Consider the following 21,003-nt stretch of genomic DNA (forward strand, 5'->3'; position numbering starts at 1 on the left):
TGAAATAAATAAACCGCTGTTTATTAGATTCGGCAAAACCCAAGCAGATAATGAAATTACTATCTAATTTAACCCTGTCATTTTGCCTGTTTTTTTGTGCCGGCGTTTGGGCCCAGCAACCTGTTAATATGCAATATTCGGTGTCGATGGAAAAGGCGGCCGACCATTTGTATCATGTTGAGTTGACCAATAAAACCCACCTCAAAACGCTCGATTTTAAGATGTGCGTTTGGACACCGGGATATTACCAGTTAATCAATTTTGCCGGAGCTGTACAAAATTTTACTGTTGCCGATGCAAAGGGTAATTCGCTTAAATTTGATAAGCCTACTAAGGATACCTGGAAAGTTATTAACCCTTCGGCCGGCGATGTAAAGATCTCGTACGATGTTAAAGCTGTTGTGCCGTTTGTGGGCAACGTTTACCTTGACGAAACAAGAGGCTACATTACCCCCGGGGGCCTGTTCATGTACCTCGACCAGGAATTACGCCATCCAGTCACCATCCAAATGAAACCTTACAGTAAATGGAGCGATCTGGTAGCAACCGGGCTGGATACCCTGAAGGGACAATACCATGTTTACAAAGCAGCCGATTTTGATGTGCTTTATGACAGCCCTTTTTTAATGGGCGAGCTGGAAGTTTTGCCGCCTTTCAGTGTGCAGAATAAACCACACAACTTTATCGGTTATAAGTTGCCTGCTTTTGACAGGCAGGCGTTTATGGACGACCTAAAAAAGATAGTAGTGACCGGCAGCAACATCATAGGCGAAATTCCTTATACGCATTATACCTTTTTATCCATTGGCGCGGGTGGGGGCGGTATTGAGCATTTAAACTCAACCTCGTTGAGCTTTAGTGGTGGCGAAGGGTTTAATACGCCAGAAGCCCGTAAAAAGCTGTACAACTTTATAGCGCATGAGTATTTTCATCACTATAATGTTAAACGCATCAGACCGGTGGAGCTTGGGCCGTTTGATTATTCGAAAGAGAACCATACCAATATGCTTTGGGTATCAGAGGGCTTCACCGTTTATTATGAATACATGATAACCAGGCATGCCGGTTTAATGAGTAATGAAGATATGTTTGGCGATTTTCAGAATAACCTGCGTAACTACGAAAATGAGCCCGGCCATTTGTACCAATCTGCAACGCAAGCAAGCTATAACACCTGGGATGACGGACCTAACGGCAGGCAGGGCGACGATTTTAATAAAACCATTTCATACTACGATAAAGGGCCGATTCTTGGTTTGATGCTTGATTTCAGCATCCGCCATGCAACACAAAATAAAAAAACGCTTGATGATGTAATGCGCCTGCTTTATTATAAGTATTACAAAAAGCTGAACCGTGGTTTTACAGAACGGGAATTCAGGAACGAATGTGAGAAAATGGCAGGCATACCTTTAACCGAGGTATTTGAATATGCGTCGACCGTTAAACCGCCTGATTATCCAAAATATTTCGCTTACGGAGGACTAGCTGTTGATACTGTTACTAAAGTGGTATCGGAATCATGGGCTGGCCTTAACGTGCGACAGCAGGGCGACACCTTGCGGATCAATACTGTTGCTTATAAATCGCCGGCCTGGGATAAAGGCATCAGGGGACGTACGGTAATACTTACAGTTGACGGCGCTCCTGCAACAAAAGATGTGCTTTTTAAAGCCTTCGAAACAAAAAATACCGGAGACAACCTAACGTTAGGTTTGCTAAAAAATGGGGAAAGGAAGGATGTAACTATCGTTTTGGGAAGATTGCGCGAAAAAACATTCAAAATAACTCCACTGCCTAATCCTGATCAATTACAGACTGCTATTTTTAAAAGCTGGACAGAAGGGAAATAGCGATTTGCCAGGCCTTTTTGTTGGGAGGATAGATGGCCCGCTAATTTTTATGATTTGCAACATATTAAATCATAAAAATTAGCGTTTTGCTTTCATTATAAACTTAACCTATCCAAATCAATGAAAAAGTCTCTGGTACTTTTATGTCTCATAACATGTTTGTTTAGCTGTAATAAATCAAATGGCCAAAATCAACAAGATTTATTAAATGGCGATTTTGAAAAAATAAATCGCACAAATAAATATCCTGAAGGCTGGAAACATTCCGACGGTCGTGATTATAAATATGCAGTAGATAGCATTGCTGCGCAGCACGGTAAATATGCACTGTCAATCGCCTCAGCGGTAGATACCGCCGGGTATGGTATTGTTAGCTTTGTTATTCCAAAAAGATTTGAAGGGAGTGAGATTGAACTAAAAGGGTATCTGAAAACGGAAGATGTAGGCTCTGGCTTCGCGGGTCTGTGGTTTCGTATTGACGGTACTTCTGCTTTTGATAATATGCAGCGCCAAAATATCCATGGTACAAATGGCTGGAAACAATATAGTATCAAATTGCCATACAATAGCCAAAAGGCGATTAATGTAGTTGGCGGCGCACTTCTGGTAGGTAAAGGGAAAATTTGGATTGATGATCTGCAATTATTTATTGATGGTAAACCCATTGAAAATGCTGTGCCTAAAGCGATAATCAGGGTTAAGGCTGATTTGGATACCGCTTTTAAAAATGGCTCGGGGATTAATACCATTACGCTTAACGCACAAGCAATTACTAACTTAAGATTGCTTGGCCAGGTTTGGGGCTTTTTGAAATATCACCACCCCGCTGTTGCAAAGGGGGATTATAATATGGATGCTGAGCTTTTTAGGGTAATGCCGGCTGTTATAAAAGCCCGGAATAATAGCGAATTAAACCAGCTACTTGAGCAGTGGACCGATAAGTTTGGTGAAGTGAATGCTTGTGATGATTGCAAACCCGATATAAATAATGCGGTTAATCCCACGCCCGATTACGGAAATCTATTTGATCATTCGGTGCTCAATAAATCACTTACTGATAAGCTCCGCTTTATTTTAAATAATCATAAAATCACTGAAAGTTATTATGTAAGCATGGTGGAGGGCGTAGGTAACCCCTTATTCGACCACGAAAATGGATATTACAAAATGACATACCCTGATGCAGGTTACCGCTTGCTGTGCCTGTTTAAATATTGGAATATGGTACAATACTTTTTTCCTTACAGGCATTTGATAGGAAAAGATTGGAGCCAAAGCCTGCCTGAGTTTATTCCCCAGTTTGTGAACGACAAAAATTCAACAGAATATATACTCACAACGCTTAAGCTTATCAGTAGTATTCATGATACGCATGCTAATATCTGGAGTGGAAACGCTGAGCTGGAAGCGTATCGTGGTAAATACAGGCCATCATTTAAGGCGGGTTTTGTGGAGAATAAACTGGTGATAACTGGTTTTGAGTCTGATTCGCTTGCTGTTAAAGAAAAGTTCAGGATAGGGGATGTGATAACTGCTATTAATGGCGTTGCCATAGATGAACTGATCAAAAAATATCTGCCTATAACTGCGGCGTCTAATTACGCAACGCAGTTAAGGGATATGCCGGGCAACTATTTACTGAGGAGTAATAATCCACATTTTGAATTTACCATGCAGCGCGGTGGAAATCAATTAAATGCGGTTGCAGAAGGAGTACTTGTTTCAAAGACGGGTTTAATGAATAGTAGCAATTTTAATGTTAAGGATCCTGGGTATTATTTAATCAATGAGCAAATAGGCTACCTATATCCGGCAAAATACCACAATGCAAATCTACCTGCTATCCGGGAGATGTTTAAGAATACAAGGGGTATTATTATTGATATGCGTTGTTACCCTTCAGAATTTATGCCATTTACCTTTGGAGCGTATATTAAATCAGGCACGGCTCCATTTGTTAAGTTTACTAACGGAAGTATTAATCAGCCGGGTTTATTTGTAGAAACACCACCGCTTAATATTAAGCCTGATAATTCTTACCAGGGTAAAGTAGTGGTGATAGTAAATGAACAATCACAGAGCCAGGCAGAGTACACTACCATGGCTTTTCAAAGTTCGCCCAATGTTAAGGTTATAGGTAGTACCACGGCAGGAGCTGATGGCAATGTATCGCAGATTATTTTGCCTGGCGGTATAAGTTCCCTGTTTTCGGGAATAGGAATATTATACCCGGATGGAACTCAAACCCAGCGAAAGGGTGTGAAAATTGATGTTATAGTAAAACCTACTATTAAAGGTATCAAAGCTGGAGTTGACGAGCCGCTTGAAAAAGCAAAGGCATTGATCATGGAGTAGTAATTAAGTTTTTCTAAATTGCAGAGCAAGCTTGATACTATGAAAATAGCAGAACAAACAGCCCGGTTAACAAAACTTGGCGTTGACAAAACTGTGTTAGATAGCTACCGGGAGCCTCATCGGTTTTACCACACCCTTGAGCATCTGGACGATGTATGGCAACAATTAGAGAACCGGGGCTACAGTGACAATGATGTATTATTGCTGGCTACAATTTTCCATGATATCATTTACGATCCGAGATCAGGCACAAATGAAGAAGATTCGGCGCAATATTTTAACGAAACTTTTACGGGGGATGGAGCGCTCAAAGCTCTTGTAACGGATATTATCCTCGATACCAAACATCACAAGCCGGGCTCGGCATTGTCAGAGATTTTCAGTGCAGCCGATCTTAATATCTTAAAACAGCCATTTGATAAACTGCTGATTTATGAGCAACAGATTTTTAAAGAGTTTCAGTTTGTCGATCATAAGATTTACCGTGAGAAGCGGGTGGATATTTTAAAGAGTCTGCGACAAAGCATTGATAATCCGGCCCTGGATTATTTAATAGCCTATGTAGAAAACTTTAAACCCCGTATAGCAGTATATCCGGGGAGCTTTAATCCATTCCACAAAGGGCATTATAATATACTCCAAAAGGCCGAGCGAATTTTTGATAAGGTGATTATAGCCCGTGGTGTTAACCCAGGTAAAGATAAAGCCACATACGAATTGCCGGAAATATTAAGATACAGGCAAACTGAAACTTACGAAGGCTTGCTTACCGAATTTGTGGATACCCTGAATTACGAGGTTACCATCATCCGCGGATTAAGAAATGGCTCCGATTTGCAATATGAACTGAACCAATACCGCTATCTTCAAGAGTTAGGCGGCAAAAACATCAGTGTAACAGCCATTTTTTGCGATATGGAATTTGAACACATCTCAAGTACAGGTATCAGGCAATTGGAGAAGTACGGTAAAGCAGGGGAATATTTGTTATTTTGATGCTTGATTGTGAGTAGTTGATTGGGTTGGATTAGGTCTTTAGTAAACCGCGTTAGCGATAGGAGCGGATACCGGCCCGAGTTTAAGGCCTGCAGGCGTATGAGCGTATAGCGCGGGCCGAAGGTAACGCCATAATTGATTTCAGAGTCGGGATTTTTGATTTCGAATTTATTATAGCTTAACCGAAATTGAACGAGTTGAGGAATTTATGAATTTGCCTGGAATTCTGCCAATTATTTAATTCCAAAAATTTGAGTTCAGACTATAATAGGCACTTATCGAACTCATCCCAACCACCTTCACTTCAAAAACTAACTACTCATCATAAATCTCATCATAAACCAACCACTCACTTAATCAACCAGCCAACCGTTCACTCCTGAAAAGATAACCACTCACTTAATCCAACCCAATCAGCCATTCACCATTAAAACAAACCCCAAAAACAAATCCATCCGCCCCCTTGCTTTTGCATAATTAATCACTATCTTTGCACCCACAATTAATAAAATAGTTAACGCTTTAATATTATTCAAGTAATGTATTTAGGTAAAGAAGCAAAGGCAGAGATCTTTGCAAAACACGGTAAATCAGCAGCTGACACAGGTTCGGCCGAAGGTCAGGTAGCTTTATTTACTACCCGTATTGCTCATTTAACAGGGCATTTGAAAAAAAACAAAAAGGATTTTTCAACTCAATTATCGCTACAAAAATTAGTAGGTAAACGTCGTGCGTTACTTGCTTACCTGTATAATAAAGACATTGAAAGGTACCGTGCTATCATCAAAGCTTTACAGCTAAGGGATATCATTAAGTAATTCTCTCCTTTTTTATTTAAAAGCCATCCCCATTTTAGGATGGCTTTTTTACTTTTGCAACATATATTTACACACATAAAATCCGATGCGCTCCCGAAGATGAAAAGTGCATCACAAACAAAAAAAGATGAGTTTAAACGTAATTAAAAAAGTTATTGATCTGGGCGACGGACGCACCATTGAGATCGAAACAGGTAAACTGGCCAAACAAGCGGATGGCTCGGTAGTAGTAAAAATGGGTGATACCATGTTACTGGCTACTGTTGTATCATCGCCTGAAGCTAAAGAAGGAGTTGACTTCTTGCCTTTATCTGTTGACTACCAGGAAAAATACGCTGCAACAGGCCGTATCCCGGGTGGTTTTTTACGCCGCGAGGCCCGTTTATCAGACTATGAGGTTTTGATCTCCCGTTTGGTTGACCGTGCTTTACGTCCATTATTCCCTGAAGATTATCACGCTGATACACAAGTGATGATCTCTTTAATATCTGCCGATAAAGATATTATGCCCGATGCGTTGGCCGGTTTGGCAGCATCTGCAGCTTTATCTGTATCTGATATTCCTTTTAACGGTCCAATCTCTGAAGTACGTGTTGCAAAAATTGACGGACAGTTAGTAATCAATCCTACATTAAGCCAGCTTGAAAATGCAACTTTAGAATTTATTGTTGCAGGTAGCGAGCATGATATCAACATGGTTGAAGGCGAATCAAAAGAAATTCAGGAAGCTGAATTGGTTGAAGCCATCAAGTTTGCCCACACTGCTATTAAACTGCAATGTTTAGCTCAAAAAGAACTGACCATTGAAGTTGGTAAAACCGAAAAACGTGTTTACAGCCATGAGCATAGCAATGAGGACTTGAAAAAAGCTATCTACGCTGCTACTTATGATCAGGTTTACGCCATTGCTTCTGCTGCATCTGCAAAAGAAGAGCGGAGTGCTAAATTTAAAGAAGTGCGTGACGCCTATATCGAAACCTTAGGTGAGATAGATGATATTACTAAAGGCCTTGCTAAAAAATATTACCACGATGTAGAATACGATGCTATCCGTAACCTTGTATTAGACGAAGGCAAACGTTTAGATGGTCGTACTACTACACAGATCCGCCCGATATGGAGCGAAGTTGGTTATTTACCATCTGCTCACGGTTCGGCGATATTTACCCGCGGCGAAACACAATCATTAACTACCGTTACCTTAGGTGCTAAGGATGACGAGCAAATGATTGATGGTGCGTTCATTAACGGTTACCAGAAATTCCTGTTACACTACAATTTCCCTGGTTTTTCAACCGGCGAAGTTAGGCCTAACAGGGGTGCCGGTCGCCGTGAAATTGGCCACGGTAACCTGGCTATGCGTTCATTGAAACAAGTATTGCCATCTGAAGATGAAAACCCATACACTATCCGTGTAGTTTCTGATATTTTGGAATCAAACGGTTCTTCTTCAATGGCTACAGTTTGTGCCGGTACACTGGCGCTGATGGATGCTGGTGTTAAAATTAAAGAGCCTGTATCAGGTATCGCGATGGGTTTAATCACCAACGAAATGGGTACCAAATATGCTATCCTTTCTGATATCCTTGGTGATGAAGACCACTTGGGAGATATGGACTTTAAAGTAACTGGTACTAAAAACGGTATCGTTGCTGTACAAATGGACCTGAAGATCAATGGCCTTTCATACGAAGTATTAACCAACGCGTTAAACCAGGCTAAAGACGGCCGGTTACATATCCTTGGCGAAATGGCTAAAACCATTACCGAGGCACGTGCCGACTACAAACCACACGCTCCGCGCATTGTCACCATTAAAATCGACAAAGAATTTATTGGTGCAGTTATCGGGCCCGGTGGTAAAATCATCCAGGAAATGCAACGCGAAACCGGTGCTACCATCTCTATCGAGGAAAAAGACAACCAGGGTATCGTTCAGGTGTTTGCCGATAACAAGGCTTCTATCGACGCCGCTTTAGGCCGCATCCGCGCTATCGCTTCAAAACCAGAAGTGGGTGAAATTTACGAAGGTAAAGTAAAATCAATTATGCCTTTCGGTGCGTTTGTTGAAATTATGCCTGGTAAGGATGGTTTGCTGCACATATCTGAAATTGATCACCGCCGTATTGAAACTATGGATGGCATCTTCCAGATAGGTGACGAAGTAAGGGTTAAGCTGCTTGACGTAGATAAGCAAGGTAAACTGAAGCTATCACGTAAGGTTCTCCTACCTAAGCCTGAGCCAAAGCAAAATAATTAAGTGTTTTTATACAGTAGCAAAACCCTCTTAATGAGGGTTTTGCTATTTTGTTTTAATTTTTTTTATTTTTTTAAAACAAAAAGCGGATGTTTAAACTTATTAACTGTTAATACGTAGTTGATAAAACCATAATTCCGATCCTGTTTGATAAAAAAATGACCCCTGCTGCTAACGATCCTTTAGATTTCCTGAATAGCAATTCGGCTGGTATGCAGACGGGTACTCAGACGGATTTGGTTCAGCAGTTGCTGTACGAAATAATAAGGGTGAAGGAAATCATTGTCTATTACGACTCCATCCCAAATGGAGGCGGACAACTGGGATCATCTATACTCAATGAGCTGGTTTCAGAAGCTTATCAGTCGCTGGTTAACTACGATACCGTATTGATGCGGAAATATTACGATTTGTTGTTGAATTGTGATTGATCTGCAATCGATATTTTTGTCTGAACTCGAATTAAACGAATTTTGTGAATTTATCGAATTAACCTCCGCAGTCCTCTTTCTATTCTGTTAATTTAAATAATTCATTGAATTCGAGTTCTGACAATCTACAACAACAATATATCAATCTGATGCGCATGCACCATCCCCACAACCGGCGACCATGCAAATACCGTAAACCGGCCGTCCTGAGAAGCCACCAGTGCTAAGGCATCTTTTTGGTCGAAGACAAACTGTGCTGCCGCTAAATGCCTTGTACCGCCGTTTTGCGCCGGGTGGATCACCCTGGTTGAGCAACCGACGATAGGCTCGGTCACTACGATCTCTTCGACAGGTGAGCTTTTTGCTGCACGACCTATTTTGGCGCCGAAAGCCAGCAGCTCGTGTTTATCATTTATTAGCGTAGCGCCGTCTATCGAGGTTAATCCGCCTATGGTATCAACCGCGCGGCGCATTTTTTCCTGCCATGAGGTGTGGTAACGGTCGATGCCTTCGTGAATCATCAAATCGGTAAGGCCCGAAAACGGAGGATCGACAGGGTAGGAGATCGGGGTAATGATAGATTCGCGCCATTCTTCGTTTCCGGAGGGCACAACTAATAATATGCCGCCACGTTTGTGGGCTTGCATGGAGGTAGCCAGCTGAACTAATACGTTTACCGGATCGTTCCATAGGGATGGCAAAGTAAAATCAAGCATGGCTGAAAGTACGTTAGGGCAATCAGAGATGCTGGAGCCGTGCTCGTCAACTACTTTAATATCGTCGCCTTTTAATATGGCTATGTTTACAAATTTGCCAAAACCCTCTATTCGCCGATGTTTGATCACCAATAATCCGGGTTCAATTACTTCCAGCACAAAACAGTAAGCCGGGATAGCCAGGGTGGTCCCCCAGATGTATAGTTCATCATCTTCTATCCAGATGCCCAAATGGATGCCCGGCTGTTGTACCGCCGAAGCAAATTTGGTGAGGATATTAGGAGCGAGTTTAATTTTACCGCCAAACAACAACGGCTGACCGGCGGCTTCGGGCGGCAAAAAAGCAAGCGTGAATTTTGGCGAAAATCCCTCTTCCCGGCGCAAGCTTGCCCAAAACGAGATATCGATAAGTGATTCGATAGTGGTGCAGCTGGGGGTAGGAGCAAGGTCTATTTCATCGTTATCGGCGAGGGCTTTGGCGTGAAAATGCCTGAAATGCCTTTCGATAACGGTCGCTACTTTACCGGCTGCTTTATATGTAGGTCCTGAACTCAAAGTTTTGGTGGTTTCTTTCATTTAAATACTTATCTCAAAAGTAAAGCTAAAAAAACATGCTAACAAACTAACGCATCAATATTGCAATTGGATGAGCCTCGCTCCAAACCCCTCTCCAAATGAGAGGAGTTTTTCAAGTCCTCTCCCCCGGAGAGGATTTAGGTGAGGCTTTGTCAACCGTTTATCATACTCATTATCAATTATCTTCCTAAAGTCAGTTGTTGATCCGGGTCAATTTTTTTTGAAACTATTGTAGCAATTTTGCAGCTGGAAACGATAATGTAATCATGAAACTCATATCACACCTCATATCACTCACCCTGCCGGATACCACACCACTGCAGGTATCAGCCCTTTTAAATCTCGGGTTAACTTACGTACAACAAGGTTTCAATAAAGTTTTTCATAAAGCGGCTCAAAATAATCAGCCTTGCGGAGAGCTTCAGCCATGTATGTAAGCTGTACTTAATTGCAGATAACGGCAGCCGTACTTATAAATTATAGCTAAATTTGTGCGTAATTATTAAGTATGGATCAGCTAACGGCTGCGGGCAAATCAAAAATGCGGATTGCCAACAGTGTCTTCTTCTTTGTTTCGGGCTTCGGGTATTCTTCATGGGCCTCGCGTATTCCATCCATAAAACATCAGCTTAATTTAAATGAAGCCCAGTTAGGGGTTGTGCTGTTTGCCATGCCTGTTGGCCTGATGCTTACCATGCCTTTAACGGCCAAAATGATCAAGCATTTCAGCAGCCGTATAATGATGTTGATAGGTGCGCTGGCCTTTAGCCTGGTGCTTTGCCTCCCCGGTTTTGCAGCTTATATGTGGCAACTGATAGTAGTTTTATTTTTTGTTGGCTCAACCCGTAATATATTAGGTTTATCTATGAACTCGCAGGCCGTGGGGATCCAGGCTTTGTATGATAAATCTATCATGGTAACATTTCATGGCATCTGGAGCCTGGCCGGTTTTGGCGGCGCTGCTGTCGGCTATTTAATGGTATTATTTAACGTGGCTCCTTCATATCATTTATTAGGTGTGGGAGTTGCGATGCTGATCCTCTCGGTAATATTTTATCCCTCAACATATGACTATCAGCCTGCCGAAACACCCAATAAATCGGTGTTTTCCATGCCCGATAAACACTTGCTTAAATTTTCTTTAATATGTTTCGCCTCTATGGCCTGCGAAAACACGCTGTACGATTGGAGCGGTGTTTATTTTGAAAAGGTAGTCCATGCCACCAAATCATTCGCTGAGGCCGGCTTTGTAGTTTACATGGTTACCATGACCATTGGCCGCTTCGCGGGCGATAGGGTAGTATCGGCCATTGGTATAAAAAAGGTGTTAACTTATAGCAGCTCGCTGGTTTTGGCCGGTTTGCTGGTATCTGTGTTTTTACCATATACTTTAACCGTTTATTTGGGCTACGCCATGATAGGCATGGGGGTGTCATGTATAGTGCCGCTGATTTTTAGCATGGCCGGTAAATCAAAAACAATGAACAGCAGCCAGGCACTGGCCGCCATATCAACAGTTGGTTACCTGGGTTTTGTTATAGTACCACCAATAGTTGGTTTTATTGCTCAGGCAGCAAACCTGCAAATAGCTTTTTTTGTTGTTGCCGCCTTTGCTGCCATGATGATATGGCTGGTGCGTAAAATTGAAGATGAGCCTGTGGTATCATAGTTTTGTCATATAAGCTGCTTAGTATTTACGCCAGCCCCGTTTTAGCTTATAATTGTGTCATCAAACCCACTGGTTTGATATAACATCTGCAACAAATGAGCACAAACATTACCGAAACCAGCATACAGCCGTCAACAGAATTATTTATCAAAATGGTAGTCTCCAACTGGGAACTGCAAAACAGTCGCCTAAACGGTTTACTCGATAAGTTAACTGACGAAGCTCTTGCTGCCGAAACTGCTCCCGGCCGAAACAGCGGTATTTACCTGCTGGGTCACCTTACTGCTGTTAGCGACGGAATGTTTACCTATTTAGGTTTGGGCGAAAGGCTCTATCCACAGCTGGATCAAATTTTTGTTAAAAATCCGGAAAATTCCGGTTTGGAGAAGCCTTCATTGGCCGAGCTGAAACAGTATTGGGCTAAAGTAAATGAGGTTTTAACCGAAAGAATGAATGCGATGCAGCCCGAAGACTGGTTTAAGCCGCATAGCGCCATCGCGGCAGATGATTTTGCAAAAGAGCCGCACCGTAACAGATTAAATATCCTGATTAATCGTACTATACACCAGGGCTATCATATTGGGCAATTGGTTTACCTGGTAAAGAAATAAGCGTTTACCGACCAGATTTGACTCAAAAGGTTTAATCCATGACAATTGGATGAAACGTTTTTTACAAAGGGATGGTAAATAATCCTTAAAACCGTTATACTTTTGCTTAACACTGTTAAATGATTTAATAGTGTAATCAAAATGGCAAGTAAAGAACGAATTCAGCGCTTAAAAGAGGAAACCCGGGTTAATATCCTGGATGCTGCGCTCCACATAGTTAAACATGAAGGCTGGCAGGCTTTAAGCATGCGTAAGATTGCTGATGTAATTGAGTACACCGCGCCCATTATATATGAATACTTTGCAAATAAGGATGCTATATTAATGGAGCTTACCCGCAAAGGCTATTTGATATTAGCAAAGGACATGGAGGGAGCCAAAGAAAAGCACCGCCTGCCTGAAAAGCAATTGGAGGCCATGTGGCTTGCTTACTGGAACTTTGCTTTTGAAAATAAGGAACTTTACCAGGTTATGTTTGGCGTACAGATGAACTGTTGCTGCGAAATGGTAAAATCAATGCCCGAAGCCCAGCTCCCTACTACTATGGTTAGCGAGGCTATTATGCAACTGATGGATATAAAAGATATCAATGACGAAATGATCTGCACCAAGTACTATACCTTTTGGTCGGTCGTACACGGTTTGGTATCCATCAACTTACTGAGCAGGGGATTCTCTGACGAAGTTAACCGCCAGGTTTTGAAAGATACCATAGGCGGTATCATCAGGTCGATGAAAGATTAATTCTTTCTGCGGCTTGAAAACTACACTGTTAAATTACCTTACAGTGTTAGGCAATTGTTAAGCACTTTTAAAACAAACTCTTAATACAATGAAAAAGCTCACTCACAACCCTCGCAATCTATTTAACGATGTTAAACGATTTAACGGTGTTGTAACATCTAATTTATGTAACTGCTGTAATTAGCGTACATCGTTTCGGTATATCGTCATGAAAAATCGTGAAAATAACGATATAAGGCATTGGAAATTAAATATTATAAATATAAGTAATTGATAATCAGTTTAATTATATAACTGGCATCTCAATTGAAAATGATCGGCAACAGTAAAACAATGAAAACAATCAAATCATCATATATCACAAGCCCAACGGCTTTTTCTAATCCTATTCATTCACCACTCTTAAAATCATCACTCATGAAAACACTCCTTTTAGCAGCAGTTGCAGCTTTAACATTATACGGATGTTCATCTGCACCGCAGGCTCCCACAGCACCTCCACCGCCGGCCTTACCGGTTGCTTCTATAGTATCAGGTACCGAAACTACTTATCAGGAATATCCTGCTTCAATTGAAGGTGCCGTTAACGTAGAGATCAGGCCACAGGTAAGCGGTACTTTAGATAAAGTATTTGTTGACGAAGGCGCTTTCGTATCTGCCGGGCAGCCAATATTTAAAATTAACGAACAACCATACCGTGCGGCTTTAAATAACGCATTAGCAAGCTTACACGCCGCCGAAGCAGCACATGTAAATGCGCAACTGGAAGTTGAAAAATTAACTCCGCTTGTAGCTAATAAAGTAGTTTCTGACTACCAGCTAAAAACGGCTAAAGCAGCAGCTGATGTAGCGAAAGCCAACATCGAATCGGCTAAAGCTAACGTAGCTACCGCGCAGATCAATTTGGGTTACACCTTAATAAAAGCTCCTGTAAGCGGTTATATCGGTCTGCTTGCTAAGAAACAAGGTAGCCTTGTTGCTCCTGCGGATGTTGCTCCACTAACTCAATTATCAGATGTTCATGATGTACACGTTTACTTTTCATTGGGCGAAAAAGATTTTGTTGCCTTTAAAGAACAATATCCAGGCGCTAACCTGAAAGATAAATTGAAGAATGTACCATCAGTATCATTATTGTTAGCTGATAATACAGAATATGCTAAACAAGGTAAAATTGATATTGTAGACGGCCAGTTTGATAAAAACACCGGCGCTATCACTTTAAGGGCAAATTTCTCAAACCCTGACGGGCTTTTACGCTCTGGTAATACCGGCAAGATCCGTTTAAGCCTGAGCCATAAAGATGCTTTGATCGTTCCGGAAGCTTCAACTATCGAAATGCAGGATAAAGTATTTGTATTTGTAGTTGGCGATAGCAGCAAAGTGAAAAAACAACCTATCGACATAATTGGTAAATCAGGCGATCACTACCTGGTTAAAGATAAAGAAGCCATTAAAGCCGGCGACCAGATCGTGTTAGAGGGCATTGATAAATTACAGGAAGGCATGGTTATCCAGCCTCAAAAAGCTGCAGATAAAGTAGCCGCTGTAGTTAAGAAATAATACATACACTTAAACTTTAAAGTCATGTTTCAGAAATTTATAGAAAGACCGGTACTCTCAACTGTTATCTCCATATTGTTGGTGATAGTGGGTGTGCTTGGTTTAACAAAACTGCCCTTAGAGCGGTTTCCTAATATTGCCCCTCCGTCGGTATTAGTATCAGCCGTGTATCCGGGTGCCAATGCCGAAACTATTTTACGTTCCGTTACGCCTTCTTTAGAAGAAGCGATCAATGGTGTGGAAAATATGACCTATATGACCTCTACCGCCAGTAATGACGGTACATTGGGTATCACCGTTTACTTTAAACAGGGTACTAACCCCGATCAGGCAGCAGTAAACGTTCAAAACCGTGTTTCACAGGCTTCAAGCCAGTTGCCAGCCGAGGTTTTGCAATATGGTATTACAACTACCAAACAGCAAAACAGCTTTATCGGTGCTATGGCCATCTACTCTGAAGACCCCAAAAAATACGATCAGACCTTTGTAGCCAACTATGCGCAGATCAATATCGTTCCGGAAATTAAACGTATCCCGGGTGTAGGTTCTGCCAGTATTTTTGGTGGTATTAAGGATTATTCAATGCGTGTTTGGTTAAATCCTACCCAGATGGCAACTTACAATGTTACACCGGCCGAAGTAACCGCCGCTATACAGGACAAAAACCTTGAAGCAGCACCAGGTAAATTTGGCGAGCGCAGCAACGAAGCATTTGAGTATGTAATTAAATATAAAGGTAAACTTACCAAACCAGAAGAATACCAGAACATCGCCATCCGTGCAAATGCAGATGGTTCTGTATTGCGTTTAAAAGACGTAGCACGTGTTGAGCTGGGTGCTTATTCATACAATAGTGTTAGTAACCTGAATGGCCACGATGGTATTATCATCGGTATTATCCAATTGTCAGGTTCAAATGCCAACGAAATCCAGATCGCTATCGACAACCTGATGGTGAAATTATCTAAAGATTTCCCTGTCGGGATTAAATACAACCAGTTCTATCGTACTAAAACCGATCTTGATGAGTCTATCAACCAGGTTGAGCATACATTAGTTGAGGCTTTCATCCTTGTATTTATCGTAGTATTTATATTCCTGCAGGATTTCAGATCAACATTGATCCCGGCTATAGCGGTTCCGGTTGCTATTATCGGTACGTTCTTCTTCATGAACCTGTTTGGGTTCTCGGTTAACTTGTTGACACTGTTCGCGTTGGTGCTGGCCATCGGTATTGTGGTGGATGATGCCATCGTAGTGGTGGAGGCGGTGCATGCCAAAATGGAGCATGACCCAAGTCTAACCCCTAAGGCTGCCACTACGGAGGCTATGCACGAAATTACAGGTGCAATTATATCCATTACCCTGGTTATGGCTGCGGTATTTTTACCGGTGAGTTTCATGACAGGCTCAACTGGTATCTTCTATCGCCAGTTTGCCTTAACTATGGCTATATCTATCATTATATCGGCTGTTAACGCGTTAACTTTAAGTCCGGCTTTGGCTGCGCTATTCTTAAAGAATAAACATAGCGGAAACGGTCATGACGCACCTAAGAAAAGCTTTGTAGAGAAATTTTACGCGGGCTTTAATGGCGGCTTCAATTATATGACCAACAGGTATGTTGGCGGCTTGAAAGTTCTGATCCGTAATAAATGGATCAGTATGGCCGGCCTTGCCTTAGTAGTTGTTGCTACAGTTTACATGGTAAACAAAACCAAAACAGGCTTTATTCCTACCGAGGACCAGGGCTTTGTGGCTATAGCAGTAAATACACCATCAGGTACTTCATTAGCAGGAACTAACAAAACCTTTAAACTGGCTGAAGATCAGTTGAAAACATTGCCGTCAGCACGATTTGTTACCGCGCTTTCTGGTTTTAACTTCTTAACACAGTCAAGCAGCCCATCAGCAGGTGTTATCTTCCTGTTGTTAAAACCTACTGACGAAAGGGGCGAGGTTAAAAATATTGATGCTATCCAGAATATTGTTAGGGGCAAATTAGCAGGCATACCAGGTGGTACGTTCTTCGTGTTCAGTTTCCCAACCGTTCCTGGTTTCAGCAACGTGGAAGCGCTTGACGTAATGCTGCAGGATAAAACCAACGGCAGGCTGGATAAATTTAGCGGCGTTGCCAATAACTTTATCATGAAGCTGATGCAAAAGCCGGCTGTTGCTTTCGCCTTTACTTCATACAAAGCTGATTATCCCCAGTTACAATTAGAGGTTGATGACGAAAAAGCCAACCAGTTGGGTGTAAGTGTTAAAGACATCCTGTCAACCATGCAGGCTTACTTTGGTACCGCACAGGCATCAGACTTTAACCGCTTTGGTAAATACTACCGCGTGGTTGTTCAGGCTGATATTGCAGATAGGACAGATCCATCGGCAATTGACCGCGTATTTGTTAAAAACAAATCGGGCGAAAATGTGCCGATCAATACCCTGGTTAAATTAACCCGTGTGTATGGTTCAGAAACTGCTTCACGTTACAACTTGTTCAACTCTATCGAAATAAATGCTATCCCTAAACCAGGCTACAGCTCTGGTGATGCCATCAAAGCGATTGAGGAAACAGCTAAGGAGCAATTGCCGCAAGGTTTTGCCTATGAGTTTACCGGCCAAACCCGCGAGGAGATTTCTTCAAGTGGTCAGTCGACTGTGATCTTCCTGTTATGTTTGGTGTTTGTATACTTCCTGCTGTCGGCACAGTATGAAAGTTATATCCTGCCATTGGCGGTAATACTTTCAATACCTACAGGTTTATTCGGGGTATTCATTGTGTTAGGCTTAACCGGTATCGAAAACAACATCTATGTACAGGTTGCGCTGATCATGCTCATCGGCTTGCTGGCCAAGAACGCTATCCTGATCGTAGAGTTCGCGGTACAGCGGCGAAGGGCAGGGCATGGACTGGTTCAGTCGGCTATCGAAGCTGCTCAGCTCCGTATCCGTCCAATCATCATGACCTCCATGGCCTTCGTATTCGGTTTATTCCCGATGAGTATCGCTACCGGCCCATCTGCACAGGGTAACCACTCTATCAGTATTGGTGCAGCAGGCGGGATGGTTTCAGGCGTATTGTTAGGTTTATTTATCATACCTGTACTATACGTGATATTCCAGGGCTTGCAGGAACGCATTAGTGGCAAACCTAAGCCGCTTGCCGCTGCCGGCGACCATGGTAAAGATGCTGTAGTTTTAGAAAACGAATATTCAGCTTAATCAATCAAAACATCAACTAAAACTATCACGGCCTTTAAAATCCGTGATAGTTTAAAAAAGATATAACAATGAAAAATATAATAGGCAGTTTGGCTTTAGCACTGGTAGTGCTGGCAGGCTGTAAAGTTTCAAAAGATGTTGCTACGCCAAAGGACGCGCAACCTGAAGCTTTCAGGAACGCGGTTACCACCGGCGATACCAGCAGCATTGCCGACTTGCAATGGAAAAACTTTTTTACCGATGCTGCTCTTCAAAAGCTGATTGACAGTGCCATCGTTAAAAATTACGATATGCAAGTGGCCGTAAAAAATATCGAAGCTGCGCAATTACAGTTTAAACAAGTTAAATGGAACTATGTACCATCTGTTGGTTTAAATGTTACGGCAAGCAGCAACCGTCCATCTGATAACAGTGTTACCGGGCTAAGCATTAAACAGTTTAACATTGGTACAAAACATGTTGAAGATTACAACGCCAACCTTTCACTTTCATGGGAGGCTGATATCTGGGGTAAAATTCGCAGTCAAAACCGTGAAGCTTTGGCCCAGTACCTGCAAACTAACGAAGCTAAAAGGGCTATCCAAACCAACATCGTATCAAGTGTATCACAAGGTTACTATAACTTGCTGATGCTCGACGAGCAACTGGAGATAGCTAAGAAGAACGTAAAACTGAATGACAGTACATTGCGCATCATCAAATTGCAGTACGATGCCGGCCAGGTGACACTTTTAGGTGTTCAGCAGGCACAGGCCCAGTTAGAAGCTGCTGCGCAATTGGTTCCTCAGTTTGAACGCGATATCAATGTTCAGGAGAATGGCTTGAGCATATTGGCAGGTAGGTTACCTGACGCCATTGAACGTAGCGCTAAACTTAATGATATTACTTTCCCCGAAACACTTTCGGCAGGCGTACCATCAGCAATGGTGAGCCGCAGGCCAGATGTACGCAGTTCGGAGTTGGCTTTAAATATAGCTAACGCGAGGGTTGGTATCGCTAAAGCCCAGCTTTACCCTTCATTAACTATAACCGGTCAGGGTGGTTTAAACTCATTTAAATCAAGCAACTGGTTTAATATTCCGGCTTCATTGTTTGGTACAGTAGCAGGTGGTATAGCGCAACCGTTGTTACAACATAAACAACTGCGCACCCAATATGAAGTTGCCAAAGTTGACCGCGAAAAAACCGTGATCCAATTCCGTCAATCTGTATTAAATGCGGTTGGCGAAGTATCTGACGCTTTGGTAAGGCTCCAAAAGCTTAAAGAGCAACAAACTATCGCAGCTAACCGCGTTAAAACATTGCAACAAGCTACAAGCAATGCGAGCATGTTGTTTAAAAACGGGCTTGCTACCTATCTTGAGGTGATTACTGCGCAAGGTAATGTATTGCAAGGTGAGCTTGAATTAGCATCTATTAAAATGGCTCAACTTAGTGCCAACGCTGAGCTTTATCGCTCATTAGGCGGCGGCTGGAAATAAGCTTTATCTACCCCCGTGAAAACGGAAAACGGCTGATCAGAAATCCTGATCGGCCGTTTTGCATGTTAGGGATTTGTCTTTCCCTGCATTTTATTGCGCCTCCCTTTTTTTACTGATGTTATATATTCATTTATAATCAGCAATAAAACAGGCAGCAGCAAACCTGTCAGTAAAGCAAAAAAATATACTAATAATGATTTGGAGATCATTGATTCCCGCGTGTGCCACGTTTCATTTATAATGAGCCTTGGCCCGGGATTTTGCCTGCCTGAGCCATGTAACAGCCTGTTATACTGTTGTTGCTTACTTTCAATTACAGCGTTTATTTGGGCGATAGAATCATTCAATTGCAGCGATAAAAATGATGCTATTGATTTTGAATCTTTTGGTTGATCCACATCTTTTGGTTGCACACTATCTTGAGGTTGCTCAACATCTTTTGGTTGATCAATGTACTTAAGTTGGCGGACATCTTTAATTTGATGAGCATTTCTGATTTTCTGTTCTTTTACCGTTATGCTGTTAACAAGTGCTTCTTTTATTGAATTAAGTTCGAGTTTGAAAGCGTAAACGCTTGCATCAGCATTGTCCGAATCCTGCATTACCCGCTGTTTATTGAGTTGCGCTTTATTAAAATCCTTTATGAGTGCTTCGATACGGTAATCGCTAACCTGATGATTATCCGGTATAATAACAAAAGCGTCATTAGGTTTCAAGGCGTATGTTTTAACGGCAGTAAGCGCATTTAGGCCGGCTCTTTCTTTTTCAGTCAATGCAGTCTTTACCGTCACCAGTACCGGAATAGCTCTCGGCTTTGGCATTTGCCTTGGTTTTTTGATGTTGTTCAGTATGGCTTGCTGTTCATGATATTTATCGGCCATTGCTTTATAGTATGCTATACTATCGTTTAATTTAAGAAGTAACATGGTATCAATAACCGCCGGTTTAGTGGGTGAGCTTGGTTTGGCATATTGGGCATTAATAATTTCTACAAGTTTGTTCAAAAAATCATGCCCCTTTTGAGCATTATTCGCGTTTATGCTCAATTCAAAATTGCTATTGCTCAAAATTTTCGCACGCATACTATTGCTAAATTGTTCAGTTAAATCGGCGGAGGAAGTGAGTTTTACAATCAGCGGTAGTTGTATGGGTTTAAAGGCAGGCCCTTTTATTATGGTATAGCGTAAAGATCCGTATTTAACCGGGTGGTATAAAGGTACATCTGTGAGTACATTATTCTGATCAATCCTGCAAACGCTGCCATTAATTAAATTGATGGTGATCTCAACAGGAGAAGTATAGAAGTTGCTCTTTCCGGGTATAAGCTTAATGGGTAATGAATCCCCGTAGATCTCTTTTGTTGTAAAAGTTCCCTTATGATAATAACTTACCTGGAGCCCCAATGCATTGACCGCTTTTTTTATCGTGGTTTCAGAGCGCAACTCGTTAATTGCTGTCGTTAATAGTTCCCAATCGCCGGAAGCAGCCAACTCTATGCTCACTTTGTATTTAGGAGATGAAAAAAGTAAATAAACTGAAGCTGCTAAAACAACAACTGCTACCGAAGCGATAACGAAATATCTGTTGCGGAATAACAGGCCAGAAATATTCCTTCCCGCCCTTTTGATGCGAGCCTGGTTCATAGGATGCAATACTTGTGCTGATGTAAATTGCTGTAATTTAGTAATTTGCAATTTATCCAGAACGC

The 21,003-nt window shown here is 41.9% G+C and carries 15 protein-coding genes; 13 read left to right on the forward strand and 2 right to left on the reverse strand.

The annotated features are described in order from the left end of the window. Positions 1–50 precede the first annotated feature (50 nt). From IEX80_RS01150 to IEX80_RS01175, 6 genes are all read left to right on the forward strand, one after another. On the forward strand, positions 51–1,853 hold the full coding sequence (locus IEX80_RS01150) for a M61 family metallopeptidase (RefSeq protein WP_188831679.1): 1,803 nt from the start codon (positions 51–53) through the stop codon (positions 1,851–1,853). 120 nt (positions 1,854–1,973) lie between these two features. Continuing rightward, complete coding sequence (locus IEX80_RS01155) at positions 1,974–4,208, forward strand: S41 family peptidase (RefSeq protein ID WP_188831680.1); 2,235 nt, start codon at positions 1,974–1,976, stop codon at positions 4,206–4,208. 39 nt (positions 4,209–4,247) lie between these two features. After that, positions 4,248–5,204, forward strand: a complete 957-nt coding sequence (locus IEX80_RS01160; protein ID WP_188831681.1) for an adenylyltransferase/cytidyltransferase family protein — start codon at positions 4,248–4,250, stop codon at positions 5,202–5,204. A gap of 539 nt (positions 5,205–5,743) precedes the next feature. After that, the gene (gene rpsO / locus IEX80_RS01165; RefSeq protein ID WP_090524765.1) at positions 5,744–6,022 is read left to right on the forward strand and encodes a 30S ribosomal protein S15; all 279 of its coding nucleotides are present in this window, start codon (positions 5,744–5,746) and stop codon (positions 6,020–6,022) included. A gap of 127 nt (positions 6,023–6,149) precedes the next feature. Further along, positions 6,150–8,282 carry a polyribonucleotide nucleotidyltransferase gene (gene pnp / locus IEX80_RS01170; protein ID WP_090526179.1) on the forward strand — a complete coding sequence of 711 codons (2,133 nt, stop codon included), beginning with the start codon at positions 6,150–6,152 and terminating at the stop codon, positions 8,280–8,282. 155 nt (positions 8,283–8,437) lie between these two features. Continuing rightward, complete coding sequence (locus IEX80_RS01175) at positions 8,438–8,710, forward strand: hypothetical protein (protein WP_090524767.1); 273 nt, start codon at positions 8,438–8,440, stop codon at positions 8,708–8,710. Positions 8,711–8,835: 125 nt separating this feature from the next. Here the strand turns inward: IEX80_RS01175 and IEX80_RS01180 are convergent, their stop codons facing one another. Then, on the reverse strand, positions 8,836–10,002 hold the full coding sequence (locus tag IEX80_RS01180) for a putative sensor domain DACNV-containing protein (RefSeq protein WP_188831682.1): 1,167 nt from the start codon (positions 10,000–10,002) through the stop codon (positions 8,836–8,838). Between the two features lie 266 nt (positions 10,003–10,268). On the opposite strand from IEX80_RS01180, the gene IEX80_RS01185 reads away from it, so the two are divergent. From IEX80_RS01185 to IEX80_RS01215, 7 genes are all read left to right on the forward strand, one after another. Beyond that, entirely contained in the window at positions 10,269–10,439 is a 171-nt protein-coding gene (locus tag IEX80_RS01185) for a hypothetical protein (RefSeq protein WP_167516166.1), read from the forward strand. 71 nt (positions 10,440–10,510) lie between these two features. Continuing rightward, the gene (locus IEX80_RS01190; RefSeq protein ID WP_090524771.1) at positions 10,511–11,671 is read left to right on the forward strand and encodes an MFS transporter; all 1,161 of its coding nucleotides are present in this window, start codon (positions 10,511–10,513) and stop codon (positions 11,669–11,671) included. Positions 11,672–11,766: 95 nt separating this feature from the next. Beyond that, complete coding sequence (locus IEX80_RS01195; protein ID WP_176623994.1) at positions 11,767–12,282, forward strand: DinB family protein; 516 nt, start codon at positions 11,767–11,769, stop codon at positions 12,280–12,282. Between the two features lie 141 nt (positions 12,283–12,423). Continuing rightward, entirely contained in the window at positions 12,424–13,026 is a 603-nt protein-coding gene (locus tag IEX80_RS01200) for a TetR/AcrR family transcriptional regulator (RefSeq protein WP_188831683.1), read from the forward strand. A 417-nt stretch (positions 13,027–13,443) separates the two neighbouring features. Beyond that, on the forward strand, positions 13,444–14,589 hold the full coding sequence (locus IEX80_RS01205; RefSeq protein WP_112655393.1) for an efflux RND transporter periplasmic adaptor subunit: 1,146 nt from the start codon (positions 13,444–13,446) through the stop codon (positions 14,587–14,589). Between the two features lie 24 nt (positions 14,590–14,613). Beyond that, positions 14,614–17,814 carry an efflux RND transporter permease subunit gene (locus IEX80_RS01210; RefSeq protein ID WP_188831684.1) on the forward strand — a complete coding sequence of 1,067 codons (3,201 nt, stop codon included), beginning with the start codon at positions 14,614–14,616 and terminating at the stop codon, positions 17,812–17,814. A gap of 68 nt (positions 17,815–17,882) precedes the next feature. Next, complete coding sequence (locus IEX80_RS01215; RefSeq protein ID WP_176624000.1) at positions 17,883–19,295, forward strand: efflux transporter outer membrane subunit; 1,413 nt, start codon at positions 17,883–17,885, stop codon at positions 19,293–19,295. Between the two features lie 65 nt (positions 19,296–19,360). On the opposite strand, the gene IEX80_RS01220 is transcribed toward IEX80_RS01215, so the two are convergent. Beyond that, positions 19,361–20,938 carry a hypothetical protein gene (locus IEX80_RS01220; protein ID WP_188831685.1) on the reverse strand — a complete coding sequence of 526 codons (1,578 nt, stop codon included), beginning with the start codon at positions 20,936–20,938 and terminating at the stop codon, positions 19,361–19,363. Positions 20,939–21,003: the final 65 nt, after the last annotated feature.

Source organism: Mucilaginibacter rubeus (genome assembly GCF_014643835.1).
GTDB classification, from domain to species: Bacteria; Bacteroidota; Bacteroidia; order Sphingobacteriales; family Sphingobacteriaceae; genus Mucilaginibacter; species Mucilaginibacter rubeus.